Source organism: Pseudomonas sp. CK-NBRI-02, assembly GCF_008124495.1.
Classification (GTDB): Bacteria; Pseudomonadota; Gammaproteobacteria; order Pseudomonadales; family Pseudomonadaceae; genus Aquipseudomonas; species Aquipseudomonas guariconensis.
The window spans coordinates 165,487-184,773 of record NZ_VSJH01000031.1; the positions used below are offsets into that span (position 1 = coordinate 165,487).

The 19,287-nt window shown below is 61.1% G+C and carries 19 protein-coding genes and 1 pseudogene; 13 read left to right on the plus strand and 7 right to left on the minus strand.

The window, feature by feature from the left end; genetic code table 11:
* The first annotated feature begins 60 nt into the window (after positions 1 to 60).
* The 6 genes from rpsF (at position 61) to DQ397_RS19035 (ending at position 6,165) form a co-directional block, all read left to right on the plus strand.
* Positions 61 to 486, plus strand: coding sequence for a 30S ribosomal protein S6 (rpsF, locus tag DQ397_RS19010; protein WP_043211961.1), 426 nt, complete (start codon positions 61 to 63; stop codon positions 484 to 486).
* Positions 487 to 515: 29 nt separating this feature from the next.
* Positions 516 to 746 (plus strand): 30S ribosomal protein S18, encoded by a 231-nt coding sequence (gene rpsR, locus DQ397_RS19015; protein ID WP_009403887.1) that lies wholly within the window; start codon positions 516 to 518, stop codon positions 744 to 746.
* A 33-nt stretch (positions 747 to 779) separates the two neighbouring features.
* Positions 780 to 1,673 carry a hypothetical protein gene (locus DQ397_RS19020; protein ID WP_043211957.1) on the plus strand — a complete coding sequence of 298 codons (894 nt, stop codon included), beginning with the start codon at positions 780 to 782 and terminating at the stop codon, positions 1,671 to 1,673.
* 20 nt (positions 1,674 to 1,693) lie between these two features.
* The gene (rplI, locus tag DQ397_RS19025) at positions 1,694 to 2,140 is read left to right on the plus strand and encodes a 50S ribosomal protein L9 (protein WP_043211954.1); all 447 of its coding nucleotides are present in this window, start codon (positions 1,694 to 1,696) and stop codon (positions 2,138 to 2,140) included.
* 113 nt (positions 2,141 to 2,253) lie between these two features.
* On the plus strand, positions 2,254 to 3,651 hold the full coding sequence (gene dnaB, locus DQ397_RS19030; protein WP_043212012.1) for a replicative DNA helicase: 1,398 nt from the start codon (positions 2,254 to 2,256) through the stop codon (positions 3,649 to 3,651).
* Positions 3,652 to 3,864: 213 nt separating this feature from the next.
* Positions 3,865 to 6,165, plus strand: a complete 2,301-nt coding sequence (locus DQ397_RS19035; protein WP_043211952.1) for a YgiQ family radical SAM protein — start codon at positions 3,865 to 3,867, stop codon at positions 6,163 to 6,165.
* A 120-nt stretch (positions 6,166 to 6,285) separates the two neighbouring features.
* Here DQ397_RS19035 and DQ397_RS19040 read toward each other — a convergent pair whose 3' ends face one another.
* Positions 6,286 to 6,873 (minus strand): TIGR00730 family Rossman fold protein, encoded by a 588-nt coding sequence (locus DQ397_RS19040; protein ID WP_043211950.1) that lies wholly within the window; start codon positions 6,871 to 6,873, stop codon positions 6,286 to 6,288.
* 347 nt (positions 6,874 to 7,220) lie between these two features.
* Between DQ397_RS19040 and azu the strand changes: the two genes are divergently transcribed.
* The gene (gene azu / locus DQ397_RS19045) at positions 7,221 to 7,670 is read left to right on the plus strand and encodes an azurin (RefSeq protein WP_043211949.1); all 450 of its coding nucleotides are present in this window, start codon (positions 7,221 to 7,223) and stop codon (positions 7,668 to 7,670) included.
* A 110-nt stretch (positions 7,671 to 7,780) separates the two neighbouring features.
* Here the strand turns inward: azu and nadE are convergent, their stop codons facing one another.
* Together nadE and pncB are read right to left on the minus strand one after the other, a co-directional pair.
* Positions 7,781 to 8,608, minus strand: coding sequence for an ammonia-dependent NAD(+) synthetase (gene nadE, locus DQ397_RS19050; RefSeq protein WP_043211947.1), 828 nt, complete (start codon positions 8,606 to 8,608; stop codon positions 7,781 to 7,783).
* 3 nt (positions 8,609 to 8,611) lie between these two features.
* Positions 8,612 to 9,817 (minus strand): nicotinate phosphoribosyltransferase, encoded by a 1,206-nt coding sequence (gene pncB / locus DQ397_RS19055; protein WP_043211943.1) that lies wholly within the window; start codon positions 9,815 to 9,817, stop codon positions 8,612 to 8,614.
* Between the two features lie 529 nt (positions 9,818 to 10,346).
* Between pncB and DQ397_RS19060 the strand changes: the two genes are divergently transcribed.
* The 6 genes from DQ397_RS19060 (at position 10,347) to DQ397_RS19085 (ending at position 16,800) form a co-directional block, all read left to right on the plus strand.
* Positions 10,347 to 11,483, plus strand: a complete 1,137-nt coding sequence (locus DQ397_RS19060; protein WP_043211941.1) for a branched-chain amino acid ABC transporter substrate-binding protein — start codon at positions 10,347 to 10,349, stop codon at positions 11,481 to 11,483.
* A gap of 157 nt (positions 11,484 to 11,640) precedes the next feature.
* A complete protein-coding gene (locus DQ397_RS19065) occupies positions 11,641 to 12,555 on the plus strand; it encodes a branched-chain amino acid ABC transporter permease (RefSeq protein WP_043211939.1) in 915 nt (304 codons plus the stop codon).
* A 2-nt stretch (positions 12,556 to 12,557) separates the two neighbouring features.
* Positions 12,558 to 13,847, plus strand: a complete 1,290-nt coding sequence (gene livM / locus DQ397_RS19070; RefSeq protein ID WP_043211937.1) for a high-affinity branched-chain amino acid ABC transporter permease LivM — start codon at positions 12,558 to 12,560, stop codon at positions 13,845 to 13,847.
* On the plus strand, positions 13,844 to 14,719 hold the full coding sequence (locus DQ397_RS19075) for an ABC transporter ATP-binding protein (protein ID WP_043211934.1): 876 nt from the start codon (positions 13,844 to 13,846) through the stop codon (positions 14,717 to 14,719). Before livM ends, DQ397_RS19075 begins: the two co-directional genes overlap by 4 nt.
* Entirely contained in the window at positions 14,716 to 15,432 is a 717-nt protein-coding gene (locus DQ397_RS19080; protein ID WP_043211932.1) for an ABC transporter ATP-binding protein, read from the plus strand. Before DQ397_RS19075 ends, DQ397_RS19080 begins: the two co-directional genes overlap by 4 nt.
* A gap of 600 nt (positions 15,433 to 16,032) precedes the next feature.
* Positions 16,033 to 16,800 carry an SDR family oxidoreductase gene (locus DQ397_RS19085; RefSeq protein WP_043212011.1) on the plus strand — a complete coding sequence of 256 codons (768 nt, stop codon included), beginning with the start codon at positions 16,033 to 16,035 and terminating at the stop codon, positions 16,798 to 16,800.
* A 47-nt stretch (positions 16,801 to 16,847) separates the two neighbouring features.
* On the opposite strand, the gene DQ397_RS19090 is transcribed toward DQ397_RS19085, so the two are convergent.
* The 4 genes and pseudogenes from DQ397_RS19090 to DQ397_RS24785 all read right to left on the minus strand — a co-directional run.
* Complete coding sequence (locus tag DQ397_RS19090) at positions 16,848 to 17,099, minus strand: hypothetical protein (protein WP_043211929.1); 252 nt, start codon at positions 17,097 to 17,099, stop codon at positions 16,848 to 16,850.
* Positions 17,100 to 17,152: 53 nt separating this feature from the next.
* Positions 17,153 to 18,271, minus strand: coding sequence for an AGE family epimerase/isomerase (locus tag DQ397_RS19095; RefSeq protein ID WP_043211925.1), 1,119 nt, complete (start codon positions 18,269 to 18,271; stop codon positions 17,153 to 17,155).
* Positions 18,272 to 18,362: 91 nt separating this feature from the next.
* Positions 18,363 to 18,995, minus strand: a complete 633-nt coding sequence (locus tag DQ397_RS19100) for a TetR family transcriptional regulator (protein WP_043211922.1) — start codon at positions 18,993 to 18,995, stop codon at positions 18,363 to 18,365.
* A 121-nt stretch (positions 18,996 to 19,116) separates the two neighbouring features.
* Positions 19,117 to 19,287, minus strand: a pseudogene (locus tag DQ397_RS24785) (phage infection protein); the annotation flags it as partial.

Genomic DNA, 19,287 nt, shown 5'->3' on the forward strand with positions numbered 1-19,287 from the left:
TGTCATTCACTCCTTGTCTGACCACAGTGCTGGCAGACTACTAACCCGTAAGGAGCATTCATGCGTCATTACGAAATCATCTTCTTGGTTCACCCGGACCAGAGCGAGCAAGTCGGCGGCATGGTTGAGCGTTACACCAAGCTGATCGAGGAAGACGGCGGCAAGATCCACCGCCTGGAAGACTGGGGCCGTCGTCAGCTGGCCTACGCCATCAACAACGTTCACAAGGCTCACTACGTGATGCTGAACGTTGAGTGCACCGGCAAGGCCCTGGCCGAGCTGGAAGACAACTTCCGCTACAACGATGCCGTGATCCGTAACCTGATCATCCGTCGCGACGAAGCCGTCACCGGCCCGTCCGAGATGCTGAAGGCCGAAGAGAACCGCAGCGAGCGCCGTGAGCGTCGCGAGCGTCCTGAAGCTGCTGATGGCGTCGATGGCGACGACAGCAACGACAGCGACAACAGCGATAACGCTGACGAGTAATCCACGGACCTTTTTGAGGAGCCTATTACATGGCACGTTTCTTCCGTCGTCGTAAATTCTGCCGCTTCACTGCTGAAGACGTGAAAGAGATCGACTACAAAGATCTCAACACCCTGAAAGCTTACGTATCCGAAACCGGCAAGATCGTTCCAAGCCGTATCACCGGTACCAAAGCTCGTTATCAGCGTCAGCTGGCTACCGCTATCAAGCGCGCCCGCTTCCTGGCCCTGCTGCCCTACACCGACAGCCACGGCCGCTGAGACCGGGTCGTCGACAAGTAGCAAGGGATAAGCATGCGAGCGTTGGCTGATTTCATCATGCGCGGTCGTGTGCAGGCCTCCATTGTGGTGGCCGGTTGTGCGGCGTTGCCGCTGTTGTTCTGGTTGAGTGCCGCCGCCGGGAGCCTGGTGTTCCTGCGGCGCGGTTTCAAGGACGCTTCCTCGGTCATCGTCTGGGGTATCTTGCCGGCGTTGGCCTGGTGGATCTTCGGCGAGCCACGCACCTTGATGGTGCTGCTGGGGACGCTGGGGCTGGCTGCGCTGCTGCGCGCCGGACATTCCTGGAACCGGGTGCTGTTGTCCAGCATCGCCCTGGGCCTGTTGTACGGTGTTGTGCTTGGTTCGGTGTTCCGCGAACCGATTGAAGCTCTGGCGCGAGCGCTTGAAAAAGCCCTGCCGCAGATGCTCGACGGCCTCTACCAGCAGTTGTCGGTAGAGGAACAGGCACACCTTGGAAGCCTCATCGTACCGGTGCTCGGCGGCCTGATTGCGGCCCTGTTGCAAGTTGTCAGCGTGCTGGCCCTGATGTTGGGTCGCTACTGGCAAGCCGTGTTGTACAACCCGGGAGGTTTCGGCCGCGAGTTTCACGCGGTACGGATTCCCCTGGTGCCGATGCTGGTGCTGTTGGCCTGCATGCTGTTCGGCCCGAACTTCGGTCCTGGCCTGGCATTGCTGACACCACTGTGCAGTGTGCCGCTCATGTTCGCGGGGATCGCCCTGCTGCATGGGTTGGTGGCCCAGAAGCGCCTGGCCAAGTTCTGGCTGGTGGGGTTGTACGTGACGCTGGTGCTGTTCATGCAGCTGACTTATCCGTTGCTCGTGGTCTTGGCCATTGTCGATAGCCTGATTGATTTTCGCGGTCGCAAGTCCCCTCACCAGGGTGACGATTCCGCGAACGGTGAAGGTTAAAAGTTAAGAGGTTTTACCAAATGGAACTGATCCTGCTGGAAAAAGTCGCCAACCTGGGCAACCTGGGCGACAAAGTAAAAGTAAAAGGTGGTTACGGCCGTAACTTCCTGCTGCCTTTCGGCAAGGCCGTCGTTGCCAACGCCGTCAACCTGGCTGCGTTCGAAGAGCGTCGCGCCGAGCTGGAAAAAGCTGCTGCCGAGCGTAAAGCTTCGGCTGAAAGCCGCGCTGCCCAACTGGCCGAGCTGGAAGTGACCATCACTGCCACCGCTGGTGACGAAGGCAAGCTGTTCGGTTCGATCGGCACCCACGACATCGCTGACGCCCTGACCGCCTCCGGCGTTGAAGTGGCCAAGGCTGAAGTTCGTCTGCCGAACGGCACCATCCGTAACGTCGGCGAATACGACGTTGCCGTGCACCTGCACAGCGACGTTGAAGCCACCGTTCGCGTGGTTGTCGTCGCAGCCTAAGCTGCCGCGAATCGGTTGGCTCCTCGGGGCCAGCCGGTTAACATCGGGCACGGTCCTGCATCATGCAGGTCGTGCCCTTTGTCTTTTTCATCACCCAGATTTTTCGTGTGGACATGAACGAGATCAGCAATCCCGAACAACTAGACCTGCAGACTGCCGCCCTCAAGGTGCCGCCGCACTCCATCGAGGCCGAACAGGCCGTGCTCGGTGGCCTGATGCTGGACAACAACGCGTGGGAGCGGGTGCTGGACCAGGTCTCGGACGGTGATTTCTATCGGCATGACCACCGCCTGATCTTCCGCGCCATCCACAAACTGGTGGATCAGAACCAGCCGTTCGACGTGGTCACGCTGCACGAGCAGTTGGACAAGGAAGGCCTCTCGACCCAGGTCGGCGGGCTGGCGTACCTGGCCGAGCTGGCCAAGAACACGCCCTCGGTGGCCAACATCAAGGCCTATGCGGCGATCATTCGCGAGCGGGCCACGCTGCGCCAGTTGATCAGCATCAGCACCGATATCGCCGACAACGCCTTCAACCCCCAGGGCCGCAATGCTGCGGAAATTCTCGATGACGCCGAACGGCAGATCTTCCAGATCGCCGAAGCACGGCCCAAGACCGGTGGCCCGGTGGGCGTCAACGAGCTGCTGACCAAGGCCATTGACCGCATCGACACGCTGTTCAACTCCGACAGCGACATCACCGGTCTGTCGACCGGCTATACCGACCTGGATGAAAAGACCAGCGGCCTGCAGCCAGCGGATCTGATCATCGTCGCGGGTCGCCCTTCGATGGGTAAGACCACCTTCGCCATGAACCTGGTGGAGAACGCAGTGCTGCGCAGCGACAAGGCGGTGCTGGTGTTCTCCCTGGAGATGCCCGGCGATGCGCTGATCATGCGTATGCTGTCGTCCCTGGGGCGCATCGACCAGACCAAGGTGCGTTCCGGTCAGCTGGACGACGACGACTGGCCGCGCCTGACCTCGGCAGTCAACCTGCTCAACGACCGCAAGCTGTTCATTGACGATACTGCCGGCATCAGTCCCTCGGAAATGCGTGCCCGTACCCGCCGTCTGGTCCGCGAGCATGGCGATATCGCCATGATCATGGTCGACTACCTGCAGTTGATGCAGATCCCTGGCTCCAGCGGTGATAACCGGACCAACGAGATCTCCGAGATCTCGCGTTCCCTCAAGGCGCTGGCCAAGGAATTCAACTGCCCGGTCATCGCCCTGTCGCAGCTCAACCGCTCCCTCGAGCAGCGCCCGAACAAGCGTCCGGTGAACTCCGACTTGCGTGAATCCGGAGCGATCGAGCAGGACGCCGACGTGATCATGTTCGTCTACCGTGACGAGGTGTATCACCCCGAGACCGAGCACAAGGGCATCGCCGAAATCATCATCGGCAAGCAGCGTAACGGCCCCATCGGCTTCATCCGCCTGGCGTTCATCGGCAAGTACACCCGTTTCGAGAACCTCGCTCCGGGCATGTACAACTTCGACGACGACGAATAACCCTTCCAGCGGTACGTCTGTCCCATGTGACGACGGGTTTGCCTGCGAATACAGTGGACTCTGCGCCATCGCATTCGCGGGTGAACCCGCTCCCACAGGGCGGAAGTCTCTTTTTTTGAGCACACGAATCCGACCACTACCGTCGGATTTGATCAAATTTTGTGCTATATTCCGCGCCCGCGATTTCCCTGCACACCAGAACCGGTCACTGACATGCAAGCAGCCAAACCACTCTACGACTATCCCAAGTACTGGGCCGAATGCTTCGGGCCGGCACCGTTCCTGCCCATGAGCAGGGAGGAGATGGATCAGCTCGGCTGGGATTCCTGCGACATCATCATCGTGACCGGAGACGCCTACGTCGACCATCCGTCCTTCGGCATGGCCATCATTGGCCGGCTGCTGGAAGCCCAGGGCTTTCGCGTCGGCATCATTGCACAGCCGAACTGGCAGTCGAAGGACGACTTCATGAAGCTTGGCGAGCCGAATCTGTTCTTCGGCGTCGCGGCAGGCAACATGGACTCGATGATCAACCGCTATACCGCGGACAAGAAGATCCGTTCCGACGATGCCTATACCCCGGGTGGCCTGGCGGGCAAGCGCCCTGACCGCGCAAGCCTGGTGTACAGCCAGCGCTGCAAGGAGGCCTACAAGCATGTGCCGATCGTCCTCGGTGGCATCGAAGCCTCCCTGCGTCGCATCGCCCACTACGACTACTGGCAGGACAAGGTCCGTCATTCGATCCTGATCGATGCCAGTGCCGACATCCTGCTGTACGGCAACGCCGAGCGCGCCATCGTCGAAGTCGCCCAGCGCCTGTCCCAGGGCGAGCGCATCGAAAGCATTACCGATGTACGCGGCACCGCCTTCGTGCGCCGTGACACACCAGAGGGCTGGTACGAGATCGACTCGACCCGCATCGACCGGCCAGGACGTGTCGACAAGATCATCAACCCCTACGTCAACACCCAGGACACCCAGGCCTGCGCCATCGAGCAGGCCAAGGGTGAAGTCGAGGACCCGAACGAAGCCAAGGTTGTGCAGATTCTCGACAGCCCGCGCATGACCCGTGAGAAGTCGGTGATCCGCCTGCCATCGTTCGAGAAGGTGCGCAACGACCCGGTCCTCTACGCCCACGCCAACCGTGTGCTGCACCTGGAGACCAACCCCGGGAACGCCCGCGCTTTGGTGCAGAAGCATGGCGAGGTGGACGTATGGTTCAACCCACCACCCATCCCGATGAGCACCGAGGAAATGGACTACGTGTTCGGCATGCCTTACGCGCGCGTCCCGCATCCGGCCTATGGCAAGGAGCGCATCCCGGCCTACGAGATGATTCGCTTCTCGGTGAACATCATGCGTGGCTGCTTCGGCGGCTGCACCTTCTGCTCGATCACCGAGCACGAAGGCCGAATCATCCAGAACCGCTCCCACGACTCGATCATCCGCGAAATCGAGGAAATGCGTGACAAGGTGCCAGGCTTCACCGGCGTGGTCTCCGACCTCGGCGGCCCGACCGCCAACATGTACCGCATCGCCTGCAAGAGCCACGAGATCGAGAAGCACTGCCGCAAGCCGTCCTGTGTGTTCCCCGGCATCTGCGAGAACCTCAACACCGACCATAGTTCGCTGATCGAGCTGTACCGCAAGGCGCGTGCCCTCCCGGGGGTGAAGAAGATCCTTATCGCTTCCGGCCTGCGCTACGACCTGGCCGTGGAGTCCCCGGAGTACGTCAAAGAGCTGGTGACCCACCACGTCGGCGGTTACCTGAAGATCGCTCCGGAACACACCGAGCGGGGGCCGCTGGACAAGATGATGAAGCCGGGGATCGGCACCTACGACCGCTTCAAGCGCATGTTCGAGAAGTTCTCGAAGGAAGCGGGCAAAGAGCAATACCTGATCCCGTACTTCATCGCCGCGCACCCAGGCACCACCGACGAGGACATGATGAACCTCGCCCTGTGGCTCAAGAGCAATGGTTTCCGCGCCGACCAGGTGCAGGCGTTCTACCCTTCGCCGATGGCCTCGGCCACGGCCATGTACCACTCGGGCAAGAATCCGCTGCGTAAGGTGACCTACAAGAGCGAAGGGGTGGAGATCGTCAAGAGCGAAGAACAGCGTCGCCTGCACAAGGCCTTCCTGCGCTATCACGATCCGAAGGGCTGGCCAATGCTGCGTGAAGCGCTGCAACGCATGGGGCGCGCTGACCTGATCGGTCCGGGCAAGCACCAGTTGATCCCGCTGCATCAGCCGCAGACCGACAGCTACCAGAGCGCTCGCCGGAAGAACTCGACTCCTGCCGGCAGCCACAAGGTGGGCAAAGACCAGAAGATCCTGACCCAGCACACCGGCCTGCCGCCGCGCGCCAGCGATGGCAGCAAGCCGTGGGACAAACGGGAGAAGGCCAAGGCCGAAGCGTTCGCTCGCAACCAACAGGCGGCCAAGGAGCGCAGGGAAGCGGCCAAGGGCGGCAAAGGCAAGAAGAAGCCTCGTCAGCCAGTCATTCCGCGCTGATCGATAGCCTGGGCACTGGACCCTGTGGAAGCGGGCTTATCCGCGAATGCTGAGGTGTCTACCGACGCATTGGCGGTAAAACCCGTTCCACAGGTCAGATGCGGGGCCCATCGATCGAGATCAATCAGGTTTCTTGTCGACCCACTTGGGTAGCACGGGCGGCACGAATTCCTCCATCGCATTCAGCAGCTCATCCGGCTGCTTGCCAAGCAACAGCATCGCCCGGTGCTGCGGTCTTACGAAGCCTTCTTCGACGATATGGTCGAGGAACCCGCCCAGTTTTTCATAGAACCCGTTCACATCCAGTAAGCCCAATGGCTTGGCGTGGTAGCCCAGCTGGCCCCAGGTCCAGACCTCGAACAGTTCCTCTAGCGTTCCCAGGCCCCCCGGAAGGGCGATGAAGGCATCGCTCAGCTCGGCCATGCGCGCCTTGCGGGCGTGCATGCCGTCGACCACTTCCAGCCGTGGCAGGCCTTTATGGCCGATTTCCGCATCGATGAGGCTTTGTGGCATGACGCCGATCACTTCCCCGCCAGCTGCCATGGCGGCATCGGCCACAGCGCCCATCAGGCCCACGGAGCTCCCGCCGTACACCAGGGTCAGGCCGCGCCGGGCGATGGCCTGGCCCAGAGCTACCGCGGCTTCACGATAAGCGGGGTGGGTGCCGATGCTGGCACCGCAAAAGACACAAACGGAACGTACAGGCATTGCTAATCTCCCATCACATGCGCGCACAGGGTAAGGCGCATGCCTGCCGCTTCCAAGCGCCGATTCACTCGGGGCGGGAGAACTCGCAAACTGCCGCGCCACTGGCGCCACAGGCGTAGGCAGCCAGCAGGCTGCGCATCATGCTGCTCAATGTCATGGTACTTGCTCCTGAATGAGAGGTTGTCCCATCGTCCATTAAGAGGGCATGATGTGCACTTAGATTGGTTGTATACAATCCATTGAACAAATCTACTGGCTGAGGCCTTTCCTCCTTGACCCATATCAGCGGGGAGGCGAGCGGCTTCAGGCAGTCTCGCAATGATTAAACCCTGCCAAGGAGATTCATGATGTTTGCGAAAGCTGTAGCGGTATCCCTGCTGACCCTCGCCAGCGCTTCTGTCTTTGCAGCCGAGTGCTCGGTGACTGTCGAGTCCACCGACCAGATGTCCTACACCACCAAGGAATTCACCGTCGACAAGAGCTGCAAAGAGTTCACCGTCAAGCTGACCCATTCCGGCAGCCTGCCGAAGAACGTCATGGGCCACAACCTGGTGATCAGCAAGACTGCCGACATGCAGGGCATCGCCACCGAAGGCATGAGCAAGGGTCTGGAAAACGACTACCTCAATGCCGCCAATGCCGGGATCATCGCCCATACCAAGATGATCGGTGCGCCAGAGAAGGAAACCGAAGTTAAGTTCGACACCTCCAAGCTCGAAGCCGGTGGTGACTACAGCTTCTTCTGCACCTTCCCAGGCCATATCTCGATGATGAAGGGCAAGGTCATCGTCAAGTAAGCGAAACCTGAGCGTATAACCTGTGGGAGCGGGTTTGCCCGCGAATGCCTCGGTGGTCTGCCACTGCATTCGCGGGTGAGCCCGCTCCCACAGGCGTTTCTAGGGGCTGATCAAGGCGCGAACGGCAGCTCGCGTTTGTGCTGGCTCTTGCGGTAGGTGGCGACGATGATGTCGAACGCCTCCTGGCTGACCGGCTCACCGTGCAGGAACGCGTCGATCTGCTTGTAGGTCACGCCGTGGGAGGCTTCGTCCGGCTTGCCCGGCGCCAAGTCTTCCAGGTCCGCGGTCGGGACTTTTTCCACCAGCGCTTCCGGCGCGCCGAAACTGCGAGCGATGTCTCGCACCTGGTTCTTCACCAGGCCGCTCAGTGGTGCCAGGTCGCAGGCGCCATCACCGAATTTGGTGAAAAAGCCCATCACCGCCTCGGCAGCATGATCTGTTCCGATCACCAGGCCGCCCCGGGCGCCGGCAATGGCGTACTGGGCCACCATGCGCATGCGCGCCTTGACGTTACCCACGACGAAATCCACCAGGGTCGGCGAGCCGCCTTCCAAGGCTTTGGTCTCGGCTGCCAGGGCGCGGACGGCCGGGGCGATATCCACGGTGTGCACTTCATCGGCTTTGATCACATCCAGACACGCCTGGGCGTCGTGTTCGTCGTGCTGTACCTGATAGGGCAGGCGCACGGCGATGAAGCGGTAGCTGTCGTCTCCGGTCTCGGCACGCAACTCATTGATCGCGCGCTGGGCGAGCAGGGCGGCGGTCAGCGAGTCGACCCCGCCGCTGATGCCCAGGACCAGGGTCTTGAGCCGAGCATTGGCCAGGCATCCCTTGATGAAGGTCACGCGCCGGGTGACTTCGGCCTGGAGCGCGGCGGCGTCGGCAAACGGGGGCTGCACCTTGAGCTGCTGCGCAATCTCTCGCTGAACGGCTTGCATGGGTTACTCCTTGCTGGGGACTTTGAATACGTGGCGCAGGTAATTGACGAAATTCTCGTCACGGCACTGTGTCTTGGCGGCCTCGTCGGAGATCTTGGCCACCGGCGAGCCGTTGCAGTCGGTCATTTTAAGCACGATGCTCATCGGCGCTACACCAGGAATGTCACAGGTAAGGTTGGTGCCGATACCGAAGCTGACATTGATGCGACCGCGCAAGGCGCGGAAGATTTCCAGCGAACGGGTCAGATTCAGGCCGTCGGAAAACACCAGCGTCTTGGTCATCGGATCGATGCCCAGTTTTCGGTAATGGGCGATGGCCTTCTCCGCCCAGGCTACCGGATCTCCGGAATCATGGCGCAGCCCGTCGAAGAGCTTGGCGAAGTACAGGTCGAAATCGGTCAGGAAGGCATCCATGGTGATGCAGTCGGTCAAGGCGATGCCCAAAAGCCCGCGGTATTCGCGGACCCAGCAGTCCAGCGCGGCGATCTGGCTGTCGATCAGCCGAGGGCCCAGTTGCTGGTGGGCCATGATCCACTCATGGGCCATGGTGCCCAGGGGCCTGACATCCAGCTTCCAGGCCAGGTCCACGTTGCTGGTGCCGACGAAGCGCGCTGGGAAGTCATCACGCAACACCCGTACCACTTCTTCCTGCACTCGACCGGAAAAGCGCCGCCGGGTACCGAAGTCGGCCACTTGCAGTTCGGCCAGCTCCTCGTCGCTGGCATGGGCACGCAGCCAGTCGAACTTACGGTACAACTGATCACGCGCCTCGCTAAGGCGCATGCGTGGGTGCAGATGACGATTGCGCACTTCGCTGATGATGGCAAGCAACGGCACTTCGAACAGGATCACGTGCAGCCATGGGCCACGCAGGCGCAAGAACAGCTGATCGTTCTCGATGCCAATACGCAAGTAACGCAGGTTGAAACGAAACAGCCCAAGAAAACGCAGGAAGTCGGGCTTGAGGAAGCTGATGCGCTCGAGGAAGGCCAGCTGACCTTCGTCCAAGCTAAGGTCGCTGAGGTGTTCGATTTCTTTGCGGATTTCGTCGAGGTACGGGCGCAGGTCCTCGCCGTTGCGACAGCGGAACTCCCATTCCACGTCTGCATCCGGGTAGTTGTGCAGGACAGCCTGCATCATGGTCAGTTTGTAGAAGTCGGTGTCGAGCAGGTTGTGCACGATGCGCTCGGCAAATGCGCTCTCGCTCATTGAGGGGCTCCAAGTGGCGGCGCTCGCGTCACAAAGCAGGCGCGCGGAATCCGCGCCATTGTGCCAGCGTTTGCGCCGTCGTGAGCACATTGGCTTCGGTAACGGCCCGTGCGGTTCGGCCCGGGCAGCCCCTGTCGGAGCGGGCTTGTCCCGCGATTTGGCGCTTTTGTCGCCCGTGATCCGGGCACTTTCCTACACACTGCGCCGCCTCGTAACGGTGCCCCCTGTAGCAGTTGTGCACTTGCAGTGTGCAGTTCGGTGACGTCGCCCTGTTACAGGGCGGTTGCACGTAAACACTTGCCAGGGTTGCAATGATGGCGCCGAGCGGTTGCCCAGAATGGCCAGCAGGGTTGCGACTTGTCTAGGTTAGACGGTTGCACGCTCAATAAAGAAAAGGCCGTCGGTCGCCTTTAGTCCGCTCTCTCACTGCGTTTTGCGACGAAGACAAATCTGCTGGCACGGCGCTTGCTCTGAGCTCAGTGCTGAAAGTTGTAGTGCCAACCAAAAAAACTCTAAGGAGCACCACCTCATGTCGCAGACGTTTTACAAGAAAGGTTTCCTGGCTCTCGCCGTAGCTTCGGCACTGGGTGTTTCCTCGTTTGTTCAGGCCGATGTGAAGATCGGCGTCGCAGGCCCGATGACCGGTGCCAACGCAGCGTTTGGCGAGCAGTACATGAAAGGTGCCCAGGCGGCAGCCGACAAGATCAACGCCGCAGGTGGGGTCAACGGCGAGAAGATCATCCTGGTCAAGGGCGATGACGCCTGCGAACCCAAGCAAGCCGTGGCCGTGGCCAACCGTCTGGTCGACCAGGACAAAGTCATCGGCGTGGTCGGTCACTTCTGCTCCTCCAACACCATCCCGGCCTCTGAGGTCTACGACGAAGCTGGCGTGATCGCCATCACCCCAGGCTCGACCAACCCTCAGGTGACCGAGCGAGGGCTCTCGGCCATGTTCCGCATGTGCGGTCGCGACGACCAGCAGGGCATCGTGGCCGGCGACTACATCGTCGATGTACTCAAGGGCAAGAAAGTCGCTGTCCTGCACGACAAGGACACCTACGGTCAGGGCCTGGCCGATGCGACCAAGGCGCAGCTTGAAAAACGTGGCGTGAAACCTGTGCTGTACGAAGGCCTGACCCGAGGCGAGAAAGACTTCAGCGCGGTGGTCACCAAGATTCGTTCCACCGGTGCCGACGTGGTCTACTTCGGTGGTCTGCACCCAGAAGCCGGCCCACTGGTACGCCAACTGCGCGAACAAGGTCTGAAAGATGTGAAGTTCATGTCCGACGACGGCATCGTGACCGACGAACTGGTAGCCACCGCTGGCGGTGCCCAGTACGTCAATGGCGTGTACATGACCTTCGGTGCCGACCCGCGCCTGCTGCCTGACAGCAAGGCGGTGGTGGAGGAGTTCCGCAAGGCCGGTACCGAACCTGAGGGCTACACCCTGTACGCCTACGCTTCCCTTCAGGCCCTGGCTGCCGCGTTCAACGGCGCTAAGTCGAACAAGGGCGAAGATGCTGCCAAGTGGCTCAAGGCCAACCCGGTCCAGACCGTCATGGGCGAGAAGAAGTGGGACAACAAGGGCGACCTGACCGTCTCCGACTACGTGGTCTACCAGTGGGATGCCAACGGCAAGTACCACCAGCTGGAAAAACAAAAATAACAATGGCGACCGGCCCGGATGCGCAGTGCTCCGGGCCGCAGCCCCGCGGTACCTGTCTTTATCCGTAGATCTGCACAGTTCTGCGCTGCGAGGGCCGCTTCAGCGGTGGTCCGCCGTGGTCGGCGCTCGTGCAATCTCAATCAGGTGAGATTGCGTTATGGATGGTATTTTCCTGCAGCAACTGATCAATGGACTGACCCTCGGGTCTGTCTATGGTCTGATCGCCATCGGCTACACAATGGTCTATGGCATCATCGGCATGATCAACTTCGCGCACGGCGAGGTGTATATGATCTCCGCGTACCTCGCGGCGATCAGCCTGGCATTGCTGGCCTACTTCGGTATCGAGTCGTTTCCGCTGCTGATGTTGGGAACCTTGTTGTTCACCATCGTCGTCACGGGCATCTATGGCTTCACCATCGAGCGCATCGCCTACAAGCCCCTGCGTAACTCCACCCGCCTGGCACCGCTGATCAGTGCTATCGGCATCTCGCTGATCCTGCAGAACTACGCGCAGATCAGCCAGGGTGCCCGCCAGCAAGGCGTGCCCACCCTGCTCGAAGGCGCCTGGCGCGTCGAAGTGGGGACCGGCTTCGTGCAACTGACCTACACCAAGATCTTCATCCTGGTGGCGGCCTTCGTCGGCATGGCCCTGCTCACCTATGTGATCAAGTACACCAAGCTCGGCCGCATGTGCCGCGCGACCCAGCAAGACCGCAAGATGGCCTCGATCCTGGGGATCAACACCGACCGGGTGATCTCCTACGTGTTCGTCATCGGTGCGGTGATGGCTGCCCTCGCAGGCGTGCTGATCACCATGAACTACGGCACCTTCGACTTCTATGCCGGCTTCATCATCGGCATCAAGGCGTTCACCGCCGCGGTGCTCGGCGGCATTGGCTCGCTCCCAGGCGCCATGCTTGGCGGGATCATCCTGGGGATCTCCGAGTCGTTGTTCTCCGGCCTGATCAACTCCGACTACAAGGACGTGTTCAGTTTCTCACTGCTGGTGATGATTCTGATCTTCCGTCCCCAAGGCCTGTTGGGTCGCCCGCTCGTGGCTAAGGTGTGAACATGTCTGCTGCCAATACTGTTTCTTCCGGTTTCGATATCAAGCGCAGCCTGCTGGAGACCATCGTCGCTGGCCTGCTCGCCCTGATCGTGTTTGGCCCTGTCGTCGGCGTGGTGCTCGACGGCTACAGCTTCAATGCCGAACCCCGTCGCGTGGCCTGGCTGGTCGGAGGGGTGATGCTGGGGCGCTTCCTGCTCAGCCTGTTTTTGCAGACCGCCTCGGGGCAGCGCATGCTCCAGGGCTTCGAAAGTGGCGGCTCGGGCGTGCACGTGCTGGCGCCTGACTACAAATCACGGCTGCGTTACATCATTCCGGCGCTGATCGTCATCGCCATCGTGTTTCCGGTCTTTGCCAACAAGTACCTGCTCACCGTGGTCATCCTCGGCCTGATCTACGTGCTGCTGGGCTTGGGCCTGAACATCGTGGTAGGTCTGGCGGGCCTGCTCGACTTGGGCTACGTGGCGTTCTACGCCATTGGTGCCTACGGTCTGGCCCTGGGCTACCAGTACCTTGGCCTGGGCTTCTGGAGTGTGCTGCCACTGGCGGCCATCGCCGCGGCACTGGCCGGGTGCATACTCGGATTCCCCGTGTTGCGCATGCATGGCGACTACCTGGCGATCGTGACCTTGGGCTTTGGGGAGATCATCCGCCTGGTGTTGAACAACTGGCTGTCGTTCACCGGTGGCCCCAACGGCATGCCGGCACCGGCGCCGACCTTCATGGGCCTTGAGTTCGGCCGTAGGGCCAAGGATGGCGGAGTGCCCATCCACGAGTTCTTTGGTTTCGAATACAACGCCAACCTTAAGTTCGTGTTCATCTATGCAGTGCTGTTCATCGTGGTGCTGGCCGTCCTGTACATCAAGCACCGTCTGACCCGCATGCCGGTCGGCCGGGCCTGGGAGGCGCTGCGCGAGGACGAGATCGCCTGCCGCTCGATGGGCCTGAACCACGTACTGGTCAAGCTATCGGCGTTTACCCTGGGCGCTTCCACCGCAGGCCTGGCTGGGGTGTTCTTCGCCACTTATCAAGGCTTCGTCAACCCGTCTTCGTTCACCTTCTTCGAATCGGCGTTGATTCTCGCGATCGTGGTGCTCGGCGGCATGGGCTCGACGGTAGGCGTGGTGATTGCCGCGTTCGTGCTGACCGTGGCACCTGAGTTGCTGCGCAGCTTCTCTGAATACCGGGTACTGCTGTTTGGTGTGCTGATGGTGCTGATGATGATCTGGCGACCGCGAGGGCTGATCCGCATCAGCCGTGCCGGTGTGACCCCGCGTAAAGGAGTGGCGCCATGAGCGACGATATCATTCTCTCGGTCGACAACCTGATGATGCAGTTCGGCGGCATCAAAGCGCTCAGCGATGTCAGCCTGAAGGTCCGGCGCAACCAGATCTTCGCCCTGATCGGCCCCAACGGCGCCGGCAAGACCACCGTGTTCAACTGCCTGACCGGCTTCTACAAGGCCAGTGGCGGGCGCATCGAACTGAACGTGCGCGGTGGCCGCACCAATGTGATCCAGTTGCTCGGCGAGCGTTTCCAGGCGGCGGATTTCGTGTCCCCGGCGCGTTTTGCCAATCGCTTGTACTACAAGATGTTCGGCGGTACCCACCTGGTCAACCGCGCAGGCCTGGCCCGGACATTCCAGAACATTCGCCTGTTCAAGGAAATGTCGGTGGTGGAGAACCTGCTGGTGGCCCAGCACATGTGGGTCAACCGCAACCTGCTGGCTGGCGTGCTCAACACCAAGGCCTACCGCAAGGCCGAAAGCGATGCCCTGGACCATGCGTTCTACTGGCTGGAGGTGGTCGATCTGGTCGATTGCGCCAATCGCCTGGCCGGCGAGCTGTCCTACGGACAGCAGCGTCGCCTGGAGATCGCCCGGGCCATGTGCACGCGGCCGAAGATCATCTGCCTGGACGAACCGGCTGCCGGTCTCAACCCCCAGGAAACCGAAGCCCTGAGCCGCATGATCCGCGTGCTTCGCGATGAACACGACATCACCGTGGTGCTCATCGAGCACGACATGGGCATGGTCATGAGCATCTCGGATCATATCGTGGTGCTCGACCACGGCAACGTGATTGCCGAAGGTGCGCCGCAGGACATCCGCAACAACCCGACGGTAATCGCCGCCTACCTGGGTGCCGACGAAGAGGAACTGGTATGAGTGCACCCATTCTCGAGCTCAAGGACCTGGATGTGTTCTACGGGCCCATCCAGGCGCTGAAGAAAGTCAGCATGCACATCAACGAAGGCGAGACGGTCAGCCTGATCGGGGCCAACGGCGCCGGCAAGTCGACCTTGCTGATGTCGATTTTCGGCCAGCCCCGGGCCGCGTCCGGGCAGATCGTCTACCGGGGCACCGACATCACCCGCAAGTCCTCGCACTACATCGCCTCCAACGGCATTGCCCAGTCGCCGGAAGGACGCCGGGTGTTCCCCGACATGACTGTCGAGGAAAACCTGATGATGGGGACCATCCCGATTGGCGACAAGCATGCCGATGAGGACATGCAGCGCATGTACGAACTGTTCCCGCGGCTCAAGGAGCGTCGTAACCAGCGGGCCATGACCATGTCCGGCGGCGAGCAGCAGATGCTCGCCATCGCCCGGGCATTGATGAGCCGTCCCAAGTTGCTGCTGCTTGACGAGCCGTCACTGGGGCTGGCGCCGATCGTGGTCAAGCAGATCTTCTCGACCTTGCGCGAGCTGGCCAAGACAGGGATGACCATCTTCCTGGTGGAGCAGAACGCCAACCATGCGCTGAAGCTCTCCGATAGGGCTTATGTGATGGTCAACGGCCAGATCCGCATGAGCGGTACGGGGCAGGAGCTGCTGGTCAACGAGGAAGTGCGCAACGCCTACCTCGGCGGACACTGACCCAGTAACCGGGCCGCAGCGCGGCCCGGTTGTTCACGCCAATGTGGACAACTTGTCGCATACCCTGCACGAGGGCCCGCAGAATCCCTTCGCAAGTCATTGTTTCCACAGGCTTCGCTTTGTCCACGGATCGTGTGGAACCGCCTGTGGAAAACATGGTGGCAGGTGTCTCTACGCCTTTACCGGCGCGCCTTACAGGCAGCTGTATGTTTTTTGACCAGGTCAGGCTTGAGGACGTTTTTACTGCAGCCGCGCAGTCCGCAAACAGCGTGTCGATGTTTGGCGAAGGCTGTGGATAACTCTGTGAAAAAGCCTTGGACAGACCGCTGCAAGCGGCACCATTGAAAGCGTTGGGCCATCACCGAAAAGCGCTCCACAGACCCGCTGGACAACGTTGCGTTCATTCAGGATGACGAGTTGCCCCCAATCCGTGGGGAAAGCCTTGTGGATAAGGTGCGTATAGGTGCGTTGAGCCTGTCTATTACAAGGGTTTCAAGGTATTGGCTATTTATTGACCAGCATGGGGTGCGCTTGCTGGAGACGATGCAGCAGACCATGCTGAGCATCTGTCGACGACAATCCACCGTGAAGGAGATGCGCATGACATCCACCGTATTCATCACCGGCGCGACGTCCGGCTTTGGTGAAGCCACCGCCCGCCGTTTCGCTGAGGCAGGTTGGAAGCTGGTGCTCACCGGTCGGCGCAAGGAGCGCTTGGACGCCCTGTGTGCCGAGCTGTCGGCCAAGACCCTAGTGCATGGTCTTGCGGTCGATGTACGTGATCGCCAGGCCATGGAACAGGCGATCGCCAGCCTGCCGCCGACTTTCGACAAGCTGCAGGGCCTGGTCAACAACGCAGGCCTGGCACTGGGCGCGTCACCTGCCCAGGACTGCGACCTGGACGACTGGGAAACCATGGTCGACACCAACATCAAGGGCTTGATGTACACCACCCGGCTGCTGTTGCCACGCCTGATTGCCCATGGCCGTGGGGCCAGTATCCTCAACGTAGGTTCGGTGGCGGGCAACTATCCCTATCCGGGCAGCCATGTCTATGGCGGCACCAAGGCGTTCGTCGGGCAGTTTTCATTGAGCCTGCGCTGCGATCTTCGCGGCACCGGCGTGCGTGTCAGCAACATCGAGCCAGGACTGTGCGAGAGCGAGTTTTCGCTGGTGCGCTTCGGCGGGGACCAGGCGCGGTACGATGCCACTTACGCGGGCGCCGAAGCGATCCAGCCCCAGGACATTGCAGAAACCATCTTCTGGATGCTTACCCAACCGGCGCACATCAATATCAACAGTCTCGAATTGATGCCGGTGAGCCAGGACTGGGCTGGTTTTTCGGTCCACCGCTCGAGCAAGGACTGAACGGACGCGAACCGGCTTTGGCCGGTTCTCGCAGTGCCGTCGATACTTTATTTGATCAGTGACAAGTAGGTTTTGTTGGGCTCGATGATGTTCAGGGCTTGAAGCACATCGTTGATGGCGTCCTGTCGGCCGAGATCCTCGGCGGTGGCTTTTTGGCTCATCACGCGGCGCAAGCTCAGCAGGTAGCTCAGTTTCCCATGGGCGTGTTCATCGTAGCGTTGATTGCTGCTGTCGATGATCTTCTGGGCCGCCCTGTCGATCTGCGTTTCCACGAATGCTGCAAAATCGTTGTTTTTCATGTCCATTGTTCCTCCGAGATGGAAGAACAATGGTGAGGGGGCATGGCGGTCGATCAGCAGAGGGAAGTGTTGTCCGCACAGGCAGCCTGCAGGCCTTCCAGACACGTCGCCAAATGGTAGGGCGTGGTGGACGGCATGTCGTGCCTGCTGACCTCGCCTTGGCCATCGCGGCATTCATACCAGCCTCCGGCATGCAGGAACCGACCCTCGAGCGCCTGCAACTGCGCCAGTAACTTCGCCGCGCTCCCCGGCCGCAACGCCAGCGCTCGCAGGTATTCCGCCTGCGCCCAAATGCGTTGGGTGGGGTCGATCACCTTACCCGCGACATCCAGCATGGCCAACACTGCCGAATCCTTAACGCCGGACTGTTCGGCATAGATGAATGCACGATCGATGGAGGCATGCAGCGGGGTGCCACGCAGCAGCGGCGAGGTGTCGAGCAGATAGAACCATTCGAACTGATGCCCCGGCTCGAACCAGTTATCCACAGCCCCGTTCGGTTTCTCCAGCATCAAGCCGTGGACGGGATCGACGAAGCGCGCCTGCAGCGCTTCACACAGCGACAACAAGGCATGCTCGACAGCGTCGTCCTCGCGCACCGCCAGGGTCTGCAGGAAGGCTTCGGTCAGGTGCATCTGAGGATTTTGCAGGGGACCGCTACCCAGGTCCGACCAGTCTTCGCCCAGGCTGGCCTCATACAGCCCGTCATCCCGGGCGAAGCGCTCGGCGACGATATCCAGGGCGGCGTTGAGCGCGGACTCCACCAGACCCTCGCGCACCTTGCCCCAGTAATGGGCGCATGCGAAGACGATGAAGGCATGGGTATAGAGGTCCTTGCGCCGGTCCAGTGGCCGACCTTCGGCATCGATGCTGTAGAACCAGCCGCCATGTTCGGCATCGTGGAAATGCCGTTGCAGCGAGCGGAACAGCGCCGCCGCCCGCTCGGCCGCGCCCGGTTGCTCGATCCGGCTGCTGAACAGGTACAGCTGCCGGGCACAGGCCATGGCGCGGTAGCGCTGCACGGGCATGGGCCGGTGTTCGCCATCGAGGGCTTCAAAGGGCAGGGCCAGTTCGGCATTCCAGCCCGGACCTTGCCACAGTGGCACGATGCAGTCGGCGAAGTGCTGGTTGAAGCGAGCCAGTTCGGGCAGGGTGGGGCGGGGGTCGGACATGAAGGCGCTCGTCGCAATCGGGCAGTGCGCCATGGTAGCAGAATGGGGTTGCAGGGCGCTCGCGCCGGTACTTTGCCGTTGTTGGCAATGATCAGCCTGGATTTCCCAACCCTTGCCAGTGGCGCGCACCCACGAAAATGAAGCGCAGTTGCTGGGTGATCTTTTCCTGCGGGGTGAGGGCCTGTGGATTCGCGGCGTCAGGGCTGTCGATCAGTTCGGGCAACGTGGCGAACACGGTCTTGACCACAAGGTCTGCCATCACTGCCAGTGCGGCGCCGTCCAGATGCTGCCAACGCGGCATGCGCGCCAGGTCGGTGGCGAGGTCTGCGCTGATGCCCTGGCGCAGTTGAGCAATGGCTTGGCGCACGGCCTGGGAGCCACCGTACTGTTCGCGGGCCAGGAACAGGAATTGCGCGCGGTGGGCTGCCACCACATCCAGGAATATCCGCACCGAAGCGTCGGTGATGCCTCCGAGTTCGAACTCGTTGTGCCGCACGATCCGGATGGTCTGGCGGAACGTCGCATCGACCTCGGCCACCAGGGCCAGGCCCAGGGCGTCCATGTCGGTGAAATGCCGATAGAAACCGGTGGGGACGATACCCGCGGCCTTGGCTACTTCGCGCAGGCTGATGCTGCCGAAACCCCGGCCACTCTCCATGAGCTGGCAGGCGGCATCGAGCAGGGCCTGGCGTGTCTGTAGCTTCTGTTCGGCGCGCGGCAGCATGGGACGTATTCTGTGACTGTACGGCTGGGCACTCTAGATAAAAAAACGAAGCCCGGTCAATGGACCGGGCTTGGAGGGGAGCAGGTATTGCTTGGCGGGTTGTTGTTCTTGGCCATGATGATCAGCCCATGCGGCCAAGTTCTACCAGGCGATCGGAACCGCCTTCGGCGACGCGGTTGTTACGCTCGATCAGGCGATCGGAACCACCCTCGGCGACGCGGTTGTTACGCTCGATCAGGCGATCGGAACCACCCTCGGCGACGCGGTTGTTACGCTCGATCAGGCGATCGGA

What these genes read in the sequence shown, in the direction of transcription:
- rpsF (WP_043211961.1), top strand. Translation starts at nt 61, where the DNA reads ATGCGTCATTACGAAATCATCTTCTTGGTTCACCCGGACCAGAGCGAG.
- rpsR (WP_009403887.1), top strand. Translation starts at nt 516, where the DNA reads ATGGCACGTTTCTTCCGTCGTCGTAAATTCTGCCGCTTCACTGCTGAA.
- DQ397_RS19020 (WP_043211957.1), top strand. Translation starts at nt 780, where the DNA reads ATGCGAGCGTTGGCTGATTTCATCATGCGCGGTCGTGTGCAGGCCTCC.
- rplI (WP_043211954.1), top strand. Translation starts at nt 1,694, where the DNA reads ATGGAACTGATCCTGCTGGAAAAAGTCGCCAACCTGGGCAACCTGGGC.
- dnaB (WP_043212012.1), top strand. Translation starts at nt 2,254, where the DNA reads ATGAACGAGATCAGCAATCCCGAACAACTAGACCTGCAGACTGCCGCC.
- DQ397_RS19035 (WP_043211952.1), top strand. Translation starts at nt 3,865, where the DNA reads ATGCAAGCAGCCAAACCACTCTACGACTATCCCAAGTACTGGGCCGAA.
- DQ397_RS19040 (WP_043211950.1), bottom strand. Translation starts at nt 6,873, where the DNA reads ATGCCTGTACGTTCCGTTTGTGTCTTTTGCGGTGCCAGCATCGGCACC.
- azu (WP_043211949.1), top strand. Translation starts at nt 7,221, where the DNA reads ATGTTTGCGAAAGCTGTAGCGGTATCCCTGCTGACCCTCGCCAGCGCT.
- nadE (WP_043211947.1), bottom strand. Translation starts at nt 8,608, where the DNA reads ATGCAAGCCGTTCAGCGAGAGATTGCGCAGCAGCTCAAGGTGCAGCCC.
- pncB (WP_043211943.1), bottom strand. Translation starts at nt 9,817, where the DNA reads ATGAGCGAGAGCGCATTTGCCGAGCGCATCGTGCACAACCTGCTCGAC.
- DQ397_RS19060 (WP_043211941.1), top strand. Translation starts at nt 10,347, where the DNA reads ATGTCGCAGACGTTTTACAAGAAAGGTTTCCTGGCTCTCGCCGTAGCT.
- DQ397_RS19065 (WP_043211939.1), top strand. Translation starts at nt 11,641, where the DNA reads ATGGATGGTATTTTCCTGCAGCAACTGATCAATGGACTGACCCTCGGG.
- livM (WP_043211937.1), top strand. Translation starts at nt 12,558, where the DNA reads ATGTCTGCTGCCAATACTGTTTCTTCCGGTTTCGATATCAAGCGCAGC.
- DQ397_RS19075 (WP_043211934.1), top strand. Translation starts at nt 13,844, where the DNA reads ATGAGCGACGATATCATTCTCTCGGTCGACAACCTGATGATGCAGTTC.
- DQ397_RS19080 (WP_043211932.1), top strand. Translation starts at nt 14,716, where the DNA reads ATGAGTGCACCCATTCTCGAGCTCAAGGACCTGGATGTGTTCTACGGG.
- DQ397_RS19085 (WP_043212011.1), top strand. Translation starts at nt 16,033, where the DNA reads ATGACATCCACCGTATTCATCACCGGCGCGACGTCCGGCTTTGGTGAA.
- DQ397_RS19090 (WP_043211929.1), bottom strand. Translation starts at nt 17,099, where the DNA reads ATGAAAAACAACGATTTTGCAGCATTCGTGGAAACGCAGATCGACAGG.
- DQ397_RS19095 (WP_043211925.1), bottom strand. Translation starts at nt 18,271, where the DNA reads ATGTCCGACCCCCGCCCCACCCTGCCCGAACTGGCTCGCTTCAACCAG.
- DQ397_RS19100 (WP_043211922.1), bottom strand. Translation starts at nt 18,995, where the DNA reads ATGCTGCCGCGCGCCGAACAGAAGCTACAGACACGCCAGGCCCTGCTC.